Source organism: Bacteroides intestinalis (assembly GCF_003464595.1).
Lineage (GTDB): Bacteria > Bacteroidota > Bacteroidia > Bacteroidales > Bacteroidaceae > Bacteroides > Bacteroides intestinalis_A.
Map to the genome: position 1 here is coordinate 453,664 of NZ_QRZF01000004.1, position 17,393 is coordinate 471,056.

The 17,393-nt window shown below is 39.9% G+C and carries 12 protein-coding genes; all 12 read right to left on the reverse strand.

All coding sequences use genetic code 11. The features are described 5' to 3' along the window. Positions 1–87: 87 nt before the first annotated feature. The 12 genes from DWW10_RS08420 to DWW10_RS08480 all read right to left on the reverse strand — a co-directional run bounded on the left by DWW10_RS08420 (position 88) and on the right by DWW10_RS08480 (position 17,299). A complete protein-coding gene (locus DWW10_RS08420; RefSeq protein WP_022394176.1) occupies positions 88–1,638 on the reverse strand; it encodes a vitamin K epoxide reductase family protein in 1,551 nt (516 codons plus the stop codon). Between the two features lie 22 nt (positions 1,639–1,660). Beyond that, complete coding sequence (locus DWW10_RS08425; protein WP_022394177.1) at positions 1,661–2,797, reverse strand: 6-bladed beta-propeller; 1,137 nt, start codon at positions 2,795–2,797, stop codon at positions 1,661–1,663. Positions 2,798–2,864: 67 nt separating this feature from the next. Beyond that, positions 2,865–3,104 (reverse strand): hypothetical protein, encoded by a 240-nt coding sequence (locus tag DWW10_RS08430; RefSeq protein WP_022394178.1) that lies wholly within the window; start codon positions 3,102–3,104, stop codon positions 2,865–2,867. Between the two features lie 396 nt (positions 3,105–3,500). After that, complete coding sequence (locus tag DWW10_RS08435; protein WP_118421196.1) at positions 3,501–4,610, reverse strand: 6-bladed beta-propeller; 1,110 nt, start codon at positions 4,608–4,610, stop codon at positions 3,501–3,503. 80 nt (positions 4,611–4,690) lie between these two features. Beyond that, the gene (locus DWW10_RS08440) at positions 4,691–4,954 is read right to left on the reverse strand and encodes a hypothetical protein (RefSeq protein WP_259320440.1); all 264 of its coding nucleotides are present in this window, start codon (positions 4,952–4,954) and stop codon (positions 4,691–4,693) included. A gap of 22 nt (positions 4,955–4,976) precedes the next feature. Beyond that, the gene (locus tag DWW10_RS08445) at positions 4,977–5,837 is read right to left on the reverse strand and encodes a 6-bladed beta-propeller (RefSeq protein WP_022394181.1); all 861 of its coding nucleotides are present in this window, start codon (positions 5,835–5,837) and stop codon (positions 4,977–4,979) included. Positions 5,838–6,307: 470 nt separating this feature from the next. Beyond that, on the reverse strand, positions 6,308–6,535 hold the full coding sequence (locus tag DWW10_RS08455; protein ID WP_022394183.1) for a hypothetical protein: 228 nt from the start codon (positions 6,533–6,535) through the stop codon (positions 6,308–6,310). 284 nt (positions 6,536–6,819) lie between these two features. After that, complete coding sequence (locus tag DWW10_RS08460) at positions 6,820–8,196, reverse strand: hypothetical protein (RefSeq protein WP_259320441.1); 1,377 nt, start codon at positions 8,194–8,196, stop codon at positions 6,820–6,822. 177 nt (positions 8,197–8,373) lie between these two features. After that, positions 8,374–11,619 carry an efflux RND transporter permease subunit gene (locus DWW10_RS08465; protein WP_022394185.1) on the reverse strand — a complete coding sequence of 1,082 codons (3,246 nt, stop codon included), beginning with the start codon at positions 11,617–11,619 and terminating at the stop codon, positions 8,374–8,376. Positions 11,620–11,666: 47 nt separating this feature from the next. Next, entirely contained in the window at positions 11,667–13,142 is a 1,476-nt protein-coding gene (locus DWW10_RS08470; protein WP_022394186.1) for a TolC family protein, read from the reverse strand. A 4-nt stretch (positions 13,143–13,146) separates the two neighbouring features. Then, positions 13,147–16,212 carry an efflux RND transporter permease subunit gene (locus DWW10_RS08475; protein WP_022394187.1) on the reverse strand — a complete coding sequence of 1,022 codons (3,066 nt, stop codon included), beginning with the start codon at positions 16,210–16,212 and terminating at the stop codon, positions 13,147–13,149. A gap of 13 nt (positions 16,213–16,225) precedes the next feature. Then, the gene (locus DWW10_RS08480; protein ID WP_022394188.1) at positions 16,226–17,299 is read right to left on the reverse strand and encodes an efflux RND transporter periplasmic adaptor subunit; all 1,074 of its coding nucleotides are present in this window, start codon (positions 17,297–17,299) and stop codon (positions 16,226–16,228) included. Positions 17,300–17,393 lie beyond the last annotated feature (94 nt).

The window sequence follows — 17,393 nt, forward strand, 5'->3', positions numbered from 1 at the left end:
TTTAAGTATTACCGTATGAATTATAATAATGGTTAGCTATTCCATTACTGTTACTGCCCTACGATATTCCACAGTAACATTTATATATCAATTGATATTTAAATCTCCAAAATGTCTCATATCTTCAACTTTATAACTATCCGGCAATTGATAACCATTTATTAAAACAGTAGGAGTTGCTGTCAATCTGTTTTCAAATTGCCATTCTTTATGTTTACTCAGCTCACGATTAACTTCCACAGACTCCAAGTCATAATCAAACGTTAGTATATAAGTCTCTCCCAGATATTTCTTTCCAGCGAACCAATCATTATAAATTGCTTCAGCTCTCTCATGATTCTCTTGTTGATAAACGGCAAGAAGAAATCGGGCACTCTTTTCAAGTTCCTTATTAAAGGAAGAAAAGATATACTGAACACAAACCTTATCTCCCATTTCCTTCAACAACGCACCAATGCGCTTATGCATCTGCGCACATGGATTACAATGAGGATTAGTCAAGAGCGTAATACGCAACTTTGCTTGTGGACATCCCCAGACTATTTGAGAAATAGCTGGATTTACGTCATAATGAGGTTGTAACTCCAATTGAGAAAGAAAAACACTATCTGACGCTTTCAGATTATTCAATTCATACTTCACATTCTCCAACTGTTCCGAACGAAACCAACGTTCTGACAACAGATGTAAAGACAAGAAAGGAAGTAAATAAAGTATTGCCACAGATAGCATATCTTGCATCTCAAAAGTTGGTAGTCGCCATTGCCCAAACACATTCACAATAGCCGTCATCCACAAAAGCAATAACACAGACAGGCATAACGGACACCATTGTTTAGCAACTTTATACTGATACCAGACACTCCAACCTGTATAAGGCAAAGCTAATAAGTTGACAAGCATTAAATAGGGCATCCATTGAGGGTAAAATACCACCAAAGTAAGACTCGAAATAAAATAGCCGAGCCCTATTTCACTCCAACTAAACATCCCCCATAATTTTGCAGCATCAGATTCTAACACACTGTTACAGTCACCTTGTTTAAACAGTGAACAAATTTTATCTGTATACTCACTCTGTATTTTGCCTTGTTTCAATAACAACAGAAAGCTTACACCAACACCTGCCAGATTAATAAACAATAAGAAGCCACCTGTTATAGAAGAGAGTAAATGATGCTCCCAACTCCCCAAGCCCAATAAAATAACTAAAATCATAATTACGCCTATTTTCTGAACAGAATTAAAAAATGCAGTTTTCCGGTGCTTCTCATATTCTGGTTCTCTTGAAGATTCTCCCGGTTCAGCAACAAGTGCGATACCTGACCATAGCTTTTTAAATTCATCTACGGATACAGATATTTCTTTCTCGCGCCAAACATAATCGACTCCCTGATCAGACATTTGCTTTACTACCACAAAATCATTACTGACATGCGCCACAAAAGGAGAAGCTAATTCTCTTAAGTCTTTATCCTCCACCTGTATTCCTGCATTTTCTATCTTATATACAGATAGCATATCTGACAAACCATATAAGTTATAACGATGCGGATGTTCTGCAAAAAGTTTATCGGCATAGCTTCTGGTAAAAGGAATATGTAACTCATGCAAATAGGTTGATAATAGTGTTTTCATGTATTCAATGATTTATAGATTTTCATTCATCTTTCAATCGAATCAAGACTAATACCGGATTACCTTCCTCGTCATTTTCATCTATCCCCCAACGTAATGCACCCGGAATATTATATAAATCTTTAGACTTCATTTCAAATAGTATATATTCACGGCCCTTATATTGCATATAAGTCGACAAATTAATGGGCAATCTAACATTAGAATTTTTCTCTGAAATATATAAATTATCAAAACGATAGATTTGTTTTGTCTTTCTATCATATAAAGTCATACTTTTTTTAGATAAATCAGAAACATCCATACTTGTCCAAAAAATCCACAAGAACCTCTTTGTATCAAACAGGTTGAGAGAAAACAACCTCTTATTGCCCAAAGAATCATAGTCTGACTCTCGAACACGATAATTATCTTTTTTCCACAGATAGGCCGTATTCACTTTCTCTGAATTCACATAAAATATAGTATCATTAAATAAATCCCAAAATATAAATGAATCACTATACGTTTGATTAGCAGACAAATTATTGTAAAGCTTATAAGATGTCTGTCTCACTTTTTCTTGTGAAGCCCGACGAATAGAAAGAATCGTCCCATTAGTTGTAGCAATCACCCAAAATAAAGGTTTATAATTATCTCTATCTCCACCCAACCCATTCGTATAAAAGAAATACAAACATCCATCATAATAATATAGGTGTTTAGGATAATTCCCATCCTCCGGCATATCAATATGATAACGATTCAATAAGATTCCATCAAAAGAATAAACAAGGATAGTTTTGGGACGACTATATACAAAAAGGCAACAGTTATCATTATCAACAGCGATATTCGGATATTGACAATATTCTTTAGGGCCTTCTCCTATTTCCCCTATCTTTTGCAGAAATTTTCCATTCCAGTCATATTTCAACAATCCCTGTTTAGTATTAAAGAATAAATAATTATCTGTAATGCAGTGATAGTCACCTCCAAGAGAAGGAATCAAAACAGAATCATCTATCTGAACATAAAATATCGTATCCACAATGTGCCTATAAGCCTCTTCTGAAGAAATTACTGTACCAGTAGGTTCTATCGCATAAATCCATGATTCAGAATGTCGTTCTGAACAAGCATATAATAGAAATAATATTATCAGTATAGGATAGCGCATTTCAAATCAAAATATAATATAGAAAATGTGGCAAAAGAAAATATTTACTTTTACCACATCCTTGAAATTACCGGCAATCTGCAAGTATTCCTAATTCCACCATTTCAGGTGCCATTCTTCTATAGTTATTCAATATCTTCTCCGAAGCAACAAAATTATTTTTTGCACAAACTTTACCATTTGAAGAAGCACCATTTCCAAAAGAGGTCGTACATGAATACAAATATTCATCTGGAGCACATAAACTAGAAACTACGCCTCCGCCACGCACCTGCTTCATTTCCGAGACATTCAAAATCTTTTTCATAAGCATTCAATTTTAAGTAAAACAATAAAGAAAAGTCTCCGCCCTATCCATCATAACAGCCAGCTACTCCGTTACAATTAATGCTATACGGTATCAGCATCAAAGTTGAAATGTAGCTAACATCCCGACTTGAAATGTAGCAAAGTTAGACAGGATACTACACTTAAACAAGAAAAGATACAGGACAAAAAATAAATAGATTATAACACTAAGAATCAATATATTATCCCAAGAATTAAAGCAAAAAGAAGAGCATCAACCGGACAAGACATTCTCCTTATTCTCCACAATTTCCATATAAAATCATCAAAAGCATCACTGTTAGCCAACAAAATTTACTCTTCATACGTTACTTCAACGTCTCAACAGCATCGGCAGCCACATTAGAAACCAATATTATTTTTTCTTCAGCCGAATCCTTATCAATACGTTATTACCTTCTTCATCTATACTCTCAGCTTGCTTTCGTATCTTAGGATCATCAGAAGTTAGCCAAGCATCCAACAATTTATAAGTAGGATAGCCACATTCCAAATATTCACGACCATCCATCACATAATAATTATAAGGAAAAACAGAAGGAAGCCCCCATAAGTCATCGGTGATTCCTTCCGAGTTAAACAACTTCCCGGATGCTTTATCATAAAAACAATAATTCCATTTATTCTTCCTTATATCATAGGGACGCCATATACATAAATAATAATTAACTGTTTCAAAAATGGTAGATATTATCATAGATTGATTACATTCTTCCTTTTCTACTTTGGCAGGAGTCAATCGTTTATCCCACTCACCCCATACTGCAAAAGCTTCTTCTCCCTTTTCTGAAACTCGATAGATAGTATCGCTATATTGATTCCAGACTAGCATGGTGTCACCAAACAGTCCTATATGATCAGATGGAAAACTAAGATAATTACCCGAAGCAAAATGTAAACTTTCATCCAATTTAGAATATAATAAATTCCCTATTGTATCTGTTATTGCATACATATAGGGTAGTGATTCATCGTCGACATCTATACTATAATAGAAATAGAGCTTATCCTTCAAACAATAGAATTTCCATGCCATTTTTTTAGGAAGCTGAAGAGAATGTTTATTAAGGAAATTACCTTCATAAGAAAAAGATAATAGCGTAGAGGTGTCCATACAGTAAACATAAATAATCCTGTCTGTTTCATTTATCGCCATATTATAAAATCTTCTGTATTCACCCGGCCCTTGCCCTATAGCCCCTATCCTGTTCATAAAATGCCCTTCTTTATCATACCTCAATACTCCTTGCTCCGTTCCAGCCAAGAAAAAAGATGAAGCATGTACAATTCGGGCTCCCTTATAATCGATAGAGCCGGGCTGAATGATTGTCATCTCATCGGCTATATCAGACATTTTCATCTCTCTCTTTATGAAATCATCATAATTCCAAACAACCAGACCGGTATCTGAATAGCTGTGGCATGAACACAAAAAGAGGCATATAATACAAATAATCTTTATCATACCTTATCGGATGTAAACAACATGATATCGTGTTAAAACACTACAACACAACATCATATGATAGATATTTCTTTCTCACACTAAACATAATCGACTCCCCGACCAGACATTTGCCTTACTACTACAAAATCATTACTGACATGCGCCACAAAAAGAGAAGCTAATTCTTTTAAGTCTTTTTCCTCCACCTGTATTCCGGCATTTTCTATCTTATACACAGATAGCATATCTGACAAACCATATAAGTTATAACGACGTGAATGTTCTGCAAACAGTTTATCGGCATAGCTTCTGGTAAAAGGAATATGTAACTCACGCAAGTAGGTTGATAAAAGTGTTTTCATACATTCAATGATTTATAGATTTTTATTCATCTTTCAATCGAATCATTATCATGACTAAATTACCCTCAGAATCGATATTCTCTCTTTGCAATATTTCTTCCGGTAATTCATATGGTTCAATCTTTCCTATCATATAATCTCTATTAGCTCTTTGAGAGTATGAAAATACCCATTTTAAAGGAATATTTATTTGAGTATTTAAATCATCCAGAAGTTTCTTTGTCCCCATAAATATTTGCATTTTTTTATCGTAGAAACCAAAAGAAGAGAAAGTTTTAAAGCCAGCATCAATCCACTTAAAAAACAAGAATCTTTTTGTCTCAGCAAACATCGTAAAAACCATCATATCTTCACTTATGTCTTCATTCAATGCAGACACACGATGTTTCCCCCGTTCCCACAAAAAAGCAAGTGTAACACTCTGTTCCGTAAATCGAAAAATAGTATCATTAAACAGATTATAATATAACAAAGAATTATTAGAAGAAGAACCACAATAAGTTCCACATGCATACCCATTCTTTAACACAGGCTCCCCATGCTTTTGTTTAATTTCTAAACTTTGCCCACAAGTATCTGTTATCACCCAATAATAGGGATCAGACAAACCTGACATTGATGGATAAAAGAAATAGCACTTGTTACCAAGAATGCGCATCATCATTGGATAGCCATAAGTATCATCTGGTAAATCATAATAAACACGATTCTGAAACACCCCATCATAAGAATAATTAATCATCACTTTTTCCGGTATACTATAAACACGAATCCGCTTATTACAAGTATCAACTGCCATTAATTTATTTCTATTATACTCCATTGGGGCCTGTCCTATTCCTCCTATTTTCATAAGAAACTCTCCGGTATATGAATACTTCAAAACACCTTCTGTTACGCTAACAAAAAAAAACTATCAGTAAAACAGGGATTCCCATAGCTTGACAATAGAAACCTATTATCAAGTTGTATCAAAAAAACACTATCTGCAAACTCTGATACAGGTATCTCAGTTAGCAATTCATCAATCGGCTTTATTTCCAGAAGTTCCGTACTTTGCTGATGATTGCAACCAAGAAACAAAAGAGTTACTATTAACAAGAAAAGTTGTTTCATTGTATATCATATTAAAAATATGGGTTCCATTTCCACTTTTCCTTAAAGCATAGAACCCATATTCATTATTAAAAAATACTATTGATACAATAAATTTTATTATTATCATTGTACCACATGATATAAATATTTTTATAGTAAAACGTCGTTTTTCAAATTAAAATAAGAAAAACAAAAGTCTCTCAAAATACAGTAGAATGATAGTTCAATTTATTGCATCAGTACTAATTTAAAGTATCAAAAACATTGAGGAGTAGCAGCAATTTGCGCTTCATCCATATATTTCTTTATTATTGCAACATTAGCAGCCGCAGCACTTTTAGCACAAACTGAACCTGTACTAATAGCCCCTCCTTCAAAAGAGGTTCTACAAAAATACAGTTGTTCACCTTCACCGCACATGCTGGAAGGTTGTGCCCCTCCGCGCACCTGCTTCATTTCCGAGACATTTAAAATCTTTTTCATAAGCATTCAATTTTAAGTAAAACAATAGAGAAAAGACTCCGCCCTATCCATCATAACAGCCAGCTACTCCATTATGATCAAAGCCTTACGGTATCAGCATCAAAGTTGAAATGCAGCTAACATCTCCACTTGGAATATAACAAAGGTAGGCAGGATGCTACACTTAAACAAGAAAAGATACCGGACAAAAAACAAATAGATTATAATATTAAAAATCAATATATTAACCCCAAAACTAAAGCAAAAAGAAGAGCCTCAACCGGACAAAACATTCCCCTTATTCTCTACAATTTCCGTATAAAGTCATCAAAAGCATCACCGCCGGACAACAAAAACTTACCCTTCATACGTTGCTTTGACTTCGCAATAGCATCTGCGGTCACATTAGTAACAGTAGCAATCATGGCATTAGTGAACCCGGCACGGATAAGATAACAGATCCTCCGTTCCTGCATGCCAAGTTTATAATCATCCAGTTTTGCCGATATATCACCATAAAGGGTATCGATTATAGCAAATATCTCCATCCACTCCTCATCCGATTTCACCAATCCATATAGCGGCTGGCAACGCAACTGACATAACTGGCTCAATGCAAGTGTACGTTCAACAGGCAATAACGAATGAATTTCCTGATATTCTTTCAGTTGTTTTGTATAGGATATATTCAGTTTCTGCAAACAAGAGTTCAGTTCATCCTTATCCTTTTGCCGGACTGACAATCTTTCTATCTGTTGGGACAACTCTTTATTCTCTTGCAATAATTGCTCCCGTTCTTCTTCCGATTCCACCCTTCCTTCATCCAATTGTTTCTCATTCTCTTTCAGGCGGGCAAGCAAACTTTCGATACGCCTCTGAACATTCCGTTTATATAAATGGAAAGACACAAAACCAATTACAACCAAAAACATTGCTCCAAAGCCGATAGACAACAACCATACCTTACGGCTCAGCAACTCGTTTCTAATCCTCTGGTTTTCATTCTTCAGAACTTCATTATTGTATTTCTCCTTTATATCACGATCCAATTCCTGCTGATCTTCATTCATCTGACACCAAGCCATATAAAGTTCCTGATATTCTGAAGCGAACCGGCGATAATCTTTTATCTCAAACTCTTCACTTTGTAATGCACTCAGACTCCGCTTCCTTCCATTCATAAAATCCTCCTTTATCAGGAACATCCCTATTATAGAAGAGCGTCGCATCGGAAGTTCGTCCGTTGCCGATCTTCTACGATATTGAAGCATTTGCCGTTTAGCCTCTTCCCAATCTTCCACATTTTGACATATAACAGATAATTCGGTAGAAATATCCATAAATAAGATGGGATCGAAGTCAGCTACAACCTCTTGCGCCTGCAAGTAACAATATAAAGCACTATCCGGACGGGAAGACAAAAGATGGGCACGCCCCATATTTCGTAAAGCATTGGCATAAGACCCTGTCAAAGACTTCTGTTTGAATAACCCGGCTGCTTGCGAAAAGTAGTGCAACGCATCCTCAGAGTGTCCCCCATTTAAGCCTCGACGACCATAATAGCAATAAATGAAAGCCTTCAACGACGGGCTTTGTACTGTGTCGGCAGCTCTTAAAGTCGTAGTGCGACGAACAGAAACTTCCCTTTCAGGGTACTGACAAGATGCTGCAAGTACAGTCATCCCGAAAAGAAATAACAAGCAAAACAGCCGTTCCCGTAGCAATAGCAGTTTCAATATAATATGCATAGGTTATTATTCATGTATGATGCTACAAATATACTGATTTTCATAAACATCATCCATTTCAAACTTACATTTCTGCCAGTATGTTTTAGTATTTCTGTAGATGAATTCCCTTTAAACCTTATGCAGTTTTGATTTGAGTATCTTCTTTCTCGGTAGACAAAATACCGGTAAAAAGAAGAAAATACCGATAATAGACATGATTAACCCACCGATAGTACCCGACGCCAATGGAAACCAGAAAGCCTCTTTGTCCGTCCCGACCATAAAAGGTATGAAGCCCAAAATCGTGGAAACTACAGTAAGGAAAATAGGTAATATTTTGGCATTCCATGCCTTGGTATAAGCACGAAGCATGGAAAGACGCGGAAAGCGGCGGCGAATACTGTTATACTCATTCAAAATATAAATACTGGCATTCACGGTAATACCACAAAGCAATACAAAGGATGCAAAACCTCCCTGGTCGAAATTCAGGCGGAACCAGTAGAATGTGAGGAATACACCGATATAAGATACCGGAATGACGAAAATGATAGCTAAAGGTTGTTTTAACGAATTGAACAGCACACTCGTCGTAAAGAAAATAATAGCAATCACAACCAACAGCAACAAGTATTGCTTATTATCTTTCTTGTTCCATGCCCACGATTGGCTATCCGACTCGGCTGTATATCCCATTGGAAGCAGCTTATTAAACTCTTCCAAGTCCCGCTTCTGTATCTTATTACCTTGTTCGTACGAACCGATATATTCATATTGCAGACAAAGGCGATATTGTTGGTTTTCTTTAGCTATCTGCTGCGGCATCTGCCCCTTTTCCACCGTAGCCAATTCGGAAAGCTTATAGTGCTTTCCATCATCCGCACCATACGGGAAGAACTGCATAGCCCACACATCATAATCACGTGATTGACGTGAAGAAAGTTTCACACTTTCCGTGCCACTTTCCGTCATAACCGAACCCACCTGCATGTTCTTACCGAATATCGGCTGAATAGCTGCAAACAGGTGTTGTGCATCAATTTCTTCCTGCGCCATGCGCTCCTTATTCAGGTTGAAATAGAATTCCTGGTAATCATCCTTCCACCAAGAGAATTCCGATTTGATAAATACCTCTTTAATGCGCCGGTGCGAAAGCAATACTTCTTTCAACTTATCGGCCCATGCGTAGAGTTCATCATAATTGTACCCGTACATCTTGATACGATAAGAACCTGCGCTTTCACGAACGTCATTACTGAATCCCTGATCTTGCAAGCCATATACATCCCAGCTACCGCCACCCAGTTCAGAAACTTTACCTATCAGATTTGCTTTCAGTGTATACGGAAAACCGCTATGCTGATATTCTTTCTTAAAATAAATCTGAATATTCCCTCTACGTGCATTATACACAGAAGTATGAAACTGCTTGATCTCCTTAAAACCACTAAGATAAGTCTCTACACGCTTCACCAATGTATTCATTTGCTCCAGCGTACTTCCATTTGGCAAGTTGGCATTGGCATAAAGCACAACTTCCTCATTACGACTAAAATAACTACCTTCGTACACTTTCTGAACGAACAGCCGTAAGCTTCCGCCTAAAGCCTTATCCACTATAGGTTTCACTTTTTCCTTATAGGTAGAAGAGCCCAATGTCTTATTATACCTTTCCTCCCATTTACCTTCTCCTTCCAACTTCTCAGGAAGAAGGAAGACCGGCAATCCGAACCCCAGCAGCAGCACAATGCACACCGCCACCCGCCAACGGAGAAGAAAACGAATAAGCACCTGATAGAAATGGGTAAAATAAACAGTCAACCTGCGAATACGTATATGTCGGCGCATCCATTGCTTCGCATTCTGCAACCACTGATAAGGACGAAATAACATTCGCCTGTTTTTGTGCCGCGAGGTCTTATTTGAAGATTTCTTCACCAGGCCAATTTTTTCAATCATAGCCGGTACAAAGAAAAGAGCAACAAAAAGAGAAACTGCCAGGTTAATAATCACTACAGCAGCAAAATCCTGCAAATTCAACCGGATCTTCTCGTCCAGGAAGAAGATAATGACCAAAGCTCCCATCGTGGTCAAAGTAGCTGCAAGCACGGACATAAAAGCTTTCAGATTCCGTCGGTGCAAGATATGGTCAGTCATAACGATAGTGCTGTCTATCACGAGATTTAAGGACACAGTAATCCCTGCCAATGAATACAATTGCATCTCCAGACCGAACATATAGTAGAAAATAACTGCAACGGCAATGTTTATTGCCAAACTGGTGACTATGAGAAGCAGATATTTCAGATTCAATGTGATAATCCAGACAAACACCAGCAAAATAAGCACCGTCAATCCGGTACGGAAATAAATTTTATTAAGTTCCTCACGAATATATTCCGTAGCATCATAACTGGTATGCACCTCATAGCCGGGAGGCAATGTCAGACGTATGTCTTCCATTTCTGCCATTACTTCATTGCTCAGTTGCAACTGATTGGCAGTTTCCACCGCTGTAATCGACATATAAATGGAATTCAGACCATTGATCCGATAATAACTTTGAGGTTCTTCTTCCACGTGAGCTACCTTTACGAGTTCATCTAAGTGGATGATTTTTCCGTCAGAAGCCGTCACAGTGATATCCGAAGGGTCGAACTGCCCACTGACTCCATCGGGCACCAATACCAGACGTATCCATTGTTTGCCTTCGGGTGTATCCATGTTGTGTGTACCCAGAAATTCCTTGTTATAGTGTAACTGGATGGCCTGCCGGATATCCGAGATACTGACACCCAATATCCGTAATTGTTCACTGTCATACTCCAACCGCCATTCCATCGGAGTAGCACCGCTTAAATCAATTTTATATATACCTCGTAGTTGAGCCAACCGGGGTTTGATATGCTCTTCCGCATATTGCTGTATCAGTATAGGCGTGGATGGCGCATTCAGTGTAAACGAAAGAAACGGGCGTGATGCATTCTCATCGGGTACTTTCATATCGATGTACGGATAGCTCACTCCGGAAGGTAATTGCGACCACGTCTGTCGAATGATTGTGGAAGCTTCAAAACGTACTGCATCTACATCAGCGTGTTTATCCAGATCCACTGTTATATAACCATAACCGTTGCCGGAAGTAGAATACATGGCCTTTACCCCTTTGATACGGGCCAACATGGATTCCAGCTTGCTCGTCGCCTCCATCTCCACCACCCGCGACGAAGTGCCCGGCATGCTGAAGCGCACCGTGAAGCCCGGCAATGTGCGCGATGGATTCAGCTTGACCGGAAGCATCGGAACCAGAGCCAAACCCACCAGTGCCAGATAGACAAAGGTGACGATGAGGGTGAAAGGGGAGAGGCGTTGCATAATTAAAAATTAATAATTAAAAATTAAAAAACACGATCAACGCAGGATTAATGGCTGTAGTCGAACTTATCGGAGAGGGAGAAGCCGCTGGCAAAATCATGCAAGGTCAGTTTACGGATCTTGTAGTAGTTCAGCCAGTAGTTCTTCAGGGCCGATATATAATTGCGCTGAGCCTCTTGCTGGCGGTTCAATGACAGGGTGAGGCTGCTGATGTCAGCTTTCCCGATGATGAAACGCTGGCGGGTTTCATTATATGCCAGGATAGAAAGGTCAAGAGCTTCCTCGGCACTCGTCACCAAATCTTGCTGGACATTGAAATCGCTTACAGTCATAATGACTTCTTCTTCAATACTGATTTCGCTCTGGCGGGAAGAAGTCTTTATCACATTCAGGTTATTACGAGCCATATTGTATTTACCCTTGCGCACCCCCCAGTCTACTAAAGGAATAGAAACACTGACAGAAACCATTTCCTGTTGCATAGGGCGGTTGTAGGCTTCACCAAACTTCTCTGCCACCTGATTGAAACCAACACTGGCATTGATACTGGCATTGAAGCGGGATTCTTTTCTGGTTTTGTCTACACTCTGTTCAGCCTCCAATACATCCTGACGCAAACCCAGAAAATTAGGGTTGTTTGTACGCGCAGCATCCAAAGCCGCATCTACCGGAATAGTCAGTTCTCCGGGACGACTGGGAAGAACAAGCCGTATCTCTGTATTCTTTTCCAAATTAAGGAAAGAGGCCAATGAGAACATAGCACGCTTCAATGAACTTTCTGCATTTTGCAAAGTATTACGGGCATTCACAACGTCCAGTTTCAGTGTCAGTAGGTCTGCACGACTGATAGAGGCAATCTTCAGGCGTTGCATGCCGATGCGATAAAGCGTATCGGAAGAAGCAACATTTTCTTTTGCCAGATCATATTCGGCCTGCGCCATAGCTAGTTCAAAGAAGTAGGTAGTGGCCTGTTCGGAAACCTGTTCGGCATTATAAATATACTCTTTCTTTATCTTTTCATATTTCAACGGTTCTATTTTCCGTTCCCAACGGAAAGGATTATAGCCTACCAGACTTTGTGAATAACCTACACGTATAGGAACACTGGTATACTGGGTATAACTATTAGAACCAAAGCTACGCATATACCCCAACTCTGTATCCAGATAGAACGTACCACCCGTCAAGTCAAAATTCTGCTTAATGGCCAGATTACCATAAGCATAGAAAGATTGTTGACTACGGTAAATATCCAAGTCCTGTTCAGAGTCATAACGTTTTGTGATGTCACGGTTGTATTGTGCAGGGGTCATATTCAGAGTCAAGCTCGGCAAACGGTTTGCCTTATAAGTGCGGTACGCCCAATAACCGGACAGGTACATATTTTTGGTACGGAAAGCTTCCAGCGAACTGTCGTTTGCCATGGTGATGGTTCGCTGCAAATCCAGCGTTATCTGCTGCTGCGCAATGGCAGGAAGCGTCAGAGAAAGTCCGAATAGAATTATCAAACTAAGTTTCTTCATTGTATCAAGCTTTTTTGTTCCGGTAAATAAACCAATATATCAAAGGAATAATGAACAGGCTGACCAGCGTACCGATAAACATCGCCCCAATCATAGCAATGGAAAGCGGTTTCTGCAATTCCGATCCCATATCGAAAGAGAACAGCAACGGCACCATGGCAAAGATAGTGGTCAGTGAGGTCATAATGATGGGACGCAACCTGCGCCTTCCCGCCTCATGGATGGCTTCCAGAAGCGGCATCCCCGTCTTACGCAATTCATTGATCGCATCAAGTTTCAAGATAGAGTCATTGATAATGATACCGCACGTTACGATTAAGCCGATAGCAGACATCAGATTCAGCGTATGTCCACATATCCACAACAGTACCAAGGCAAATGCTACGTCTATTGGTATTTCAAGCAGTACGACAAGCGGTTGCACAAAACTCTCGAACTGTGCCGCCAGAATAAAATACATCAACAGAATGGAAATAAACAGAATGACTACCAGCTCATCCAACATCTTGCGATTGGAGAAGAAACTCCCTGAGAAAGCTGTATCCCAATCTCCGGTAACATCCGCAACTTCTTTCACTTGCTGCATCAGTGGTTCTGCTTTTTGCACCTCGTAGAAGCGGAAAGGAACGTACTCTCCGTTGCGTCCTGCAGTTATGGCCTTCAAGTCTTCCGCCGTCACCACCGATACCAGTTCACGCAAAGGCAGATATTCAACACCGTCCTTGTCCGCCCGTGTCTGCACCAGTGTCTCCTGCAAAATAGTATTCACGGTCTGCTCCTCTCCTACAATACTGATCGGAAGATATTGCTGATAAGAGTGAAGAGTCGCCACACTGTTCTCTTTGAAAGCAGTCTTCAGTACGCGATACAGCTCATCATACGAAACATTATACAGTAATAGTCTTTCCTTATTAATGCGGATATTCAACTGATTTTCAAAAGCAATACCTGTAGGTGCATATCCCGTGCGAGCTATAAATTCATTCTCCAGACCACGCAATTCATCAGCAGTCGGCACTTTTTCCTTATTGCGGGAATAGAGTTCAGCCACAATATCAGCTTCTCCCGTCACAAACAGTTTCTCAAATACCGTTTCAGGAGGCGAGAAAGAGACAACAGCCAATGGATACTCTGACTTGAGCAAGCGATAGACCTTTTCCTGTAAAGGAGGTATCTCCGATGAATTCTTTGTTTTGAAATAGAATTCAGCTTCCGAAGAGGATAGTGCTTGTTCCCGGTTCAGGAGATAGTCTTGTTGTCCGATAGCAGCAGTTTGTTCTACTGTCTCTTCTCTCAATGTACCAAACAGAGCGTCTACTCTGTGGCGGTTCTCGTCCACATGGATATTCTCATTCCATTCCACACGGGCTATCAATTCGTTCTGATCTATCTCAGGCATACGCTCCTTGCCAATGAAATAGAACATAAATACGCACAAAGGAACGGAGATAATGCAGAATATTACACTGGCTGTCTTATGAGCAAATATAAAATCGACTCCTGCATCGTAGAAACGGTCGAGCGTATGCTCCTTAATAGGATTATTAATGTGGATGCGCGAGAACCATGACTTACGCAAACCCGTGCGGTATACCAACATATAGAGCACCGGCAACAGCATGATACCTGTAAAATAAGATACCATCAATCCGACCGTTACAGAAAAAGCCTGGTCATAGAAGATAGCTCCGGCAATACCACTCATGAAAATCAACGGCACGAATACCGCTATCGTAGTCAATGAGGAACTGAGCATAGGCGTAACCACCTCACTGGTACCTGCAATACATGCACGCCTCAACGAATACCCCCGCTCCCGGTATTGCGAAATATTCTCAGTTACAATAATGGAACTGTCAATCATCATACCCAACGCCAGAATCAGTCCGGAAAGGGATATGATATTCAAAGACATCTTGAACAGATAAAAGAAGAGGAAACAGATTACAATGGAAACCACCATACTCAACCCGATGATGAACGGTGATTTGACATCCCCCAGAAAGAGGACAGCTACAATACAGATAAAGAGGAAACCCAACGAAAGGTTCTGTTGTAAATTGGAGATGGTATAATCCAGCAATTCCGTCTGGTTGCGGCTGACACTGAACTCGATATCCGGATATACATTTTGAAAATAATCCATAGTGCCGCCGATAGCCTCCTTCATGTCATCCATATTCTCGTCTGCCTGCTTGATAATGGCCAGTGTCACTGCCCGTTTACCATTGCTCATAGAGATTCCTTTTTCCTTAACGGAAACAACGCCGATCTCACAAAATTCCTCCAGGCGGATAATACGGCCTTCTTTATTAATAAGGATATTTTTCACATCATCTTCCGTGCGCAGCAAAGTAGAGAATTTGATATTGTATTCATAATATCCGTCACGTACGGTCATACTACCCGGTTCCACATTATTCTGCGCAAGTGCTGTTTCTACATCCTGAATGGAAAGTCCCAGAACTGCAAGTTTATTTTTATCCGGTACAATCTGTAATTGCCGTTCCACCAAGCCGGTGACATCCACCATTGCTACTTCTGTCAGTTGCTCGATGCGACGCTTAATAACATTTTCAGCAAACTCACACAAGTCAAGAAATGCCCTTTCGTCGGTTTGTCCGTAAGCACTGTCATTCTTTAAAGTGAGGTTAAGGTAAAATACCGGAATATCAGTAGCACTTGCCTTCACTACTTTAGGGCGTTCAGTATCCTTAGGCAGGTAGTTCATGGCAGCATCGATCTTCTCGTTCACCTCTATAAAAGCCAGGTCGGTATTCGTGCCAAAATCAAAACTCAGGCGGATAAGTCCTGCCCCATCCCGCGCTTCACTGTCCATGTCTTTCAGGCGTGCCACCTGAATCAGCTGTTGCCGCAACGGTTTTACTACAGTATTCTCCAACTCACGGGCTGAAGTATTCTGCGCCGAGATTTGTACTGTAATCTCCGGAATGGCAATGTCCGGCAACAAAGATACCGGCAACGTGAAATACGTCACCAGACCGACAATAAAACATGCGGTAAACGCCATTAATACGGCAATGGGCCGATGTACCAGAAACTTAACCATCCCCCTTTAATTATTAATTTTTAATTATCACCGGTGCCTCATGAGCCAGGTTTACATTACCCGTCACAATCACCACGTCTCCTTCATGCACCTCATCCTCCACAATGGTATAATTCTCTGAATTCTCCAATACTGTCTGCACGTAATTCCATTTGGCTTTATTATCTTTCAACGTGAAGACCACTTGCTTACCGGAACGCAGCACCACGGAACTCTTAGGAATTACCAACTGTTCGCCAAGCGAGCGGTGCACATTCACCCGAATATTCATGCCATTAAACAGTTTGCCCTGTCCGCTGACAATGGCTTTCACCTTTACCATACCTTTGTCATCCACCAGGGGATTTATTTCCGAAATACGGCCCTCATATTTCGCGGAAGGATCGGCATAAGGAGTCACAACGACTTTATCTCCACTCTTAATAAGGGGAAGTTCACTCTCCAATACAGTAAAATCTGCTTCCATGCCCTGTGTACCGATAATGGAACAGAAGGTATCGGAAGTATTAGCAGCATTGTATGGTTTAGAAAAAAGATTAGCTACCACTCCATCGAAAGGAGCAACCAACGTGGCATGCTCTTCTTCATATTTAGCCAGTTCATATTGGGAAAGGGTTTGATCATAACCGCTCTTTACTCGTGCTAATTGCATAATATCATCGGGCACTTTGGCTGTAGCATCTGCCGCATATCCCTGACCAATCAATACATCCTGCAATTCCAATTTCGCTTTCTCCAAAGCATCCTTGGTTTGAGCGGTCTTATTCTTTAAACGGAATTTATCCAGTTCTGCCAGTTTTTGTCCTTTATGCACCCGGTCACCGTTTTTCACATAAATCTGTGCCACGATCCCCGAACTTTCAAAACGCAAATCTGCCATTCCTCCGGCCACAACCTTACCGTTACTTACCAGTTCATGGTTGAACGTTTGCCGTTTTAAGGTCGTCACTGTCACTTCATTTTTCTCATCCGGCAATACGGTTGCCACTCCTTCGTCGGCAGCTTCTTCTTTTTTCGCACCGGAGCATGCTGCCAGTACAAATAGTGCCAGGCAGAGCAAAAGCCGATAGTTCTGTGTCTTTATCATTCGATATTAGTTTTTCCGTTTACACTTAATGTATGCAAAATTAGTCGTTTTCCTGTTACGAACCATTATAGGTATATGGACAAAAACAGATAGC

Coding starts and splice junctions, on each gene's coding strand:
- DWW10_RS08420 (WP_022394176.1), bottom strand. CDS start 1,638: ATGAAAACACTATTATCAACCTATTTGCATGAGTTACATATTCCTTTT.
- DWW10_RS08425 (WP_022394177.1), bottom strand. CDS start 2,797: ATGCGCTATCCTATACTGATAATATTATTTCTATTATATGCTTGTTCA.
- DWW10_RS08430 (WP_022394178.1), bottom strand. CDS start 3,104: ATGAAAAAGATTTTGAATGTCTCGGAAATGAAGCAGGTGCGTGGCGGA.
- DWW10_RS08435 (WP_118421196.1), bottom strand. CDS start 4,610: ATGATAAAGATTATTTGTATTATATGCCTCTTTTTGTGTTCATGCCAC.
- DWW10_RS08440 (WP_259320440.1), bottom strand. CDS start 4,954: ATGAAAACACTTTTATCAACCTACTTGCGTGAGTTACATATTCCTTTT.
- DWW10_RS08455 (WP_022394183.1), bottom strand. CDS start 6,535: ATGAAAAAGATTTTAAATGTCTCGGAAATGAAGCAGGTGCGCGGAGGG.
- DWW10_RS08460 (WP_259320441.1), bottom strand. CDS start 8,196: ATGACTGTACTTGCAGCATCTTGTCAGTACCCTGAAAGGGAAGTTTCT.
- DWW10_RS08465 (WP_022394185.1), bottom strand. CDS start 11,619: ATGCAACGCCTCTCCCCTTTCACCCTCATCGTCACCTTTGTCTATCTG.
- DWW10_RS08470 (WP_022394186.1), bottom strand. CDS start 13,142: ATGAAGAAACTTAGTTTGATAATTCTATTCGGACTTTCTCTGACGCTT.
- DWW10_RS08475 (WP_022394187.1), bottom strand. CDS start 16,212: ATGGTTAAGTTTCTGGTACATCGGCCCATTGCCGTATTAATGGCGTTT.
- DWW10_RS08480 (WP_022394188.1), bottom strand. CDS start 17,299: ATGATAAAGACACAGAACTATCGGCTTTTGCTCTGCCTGGCACTATTT.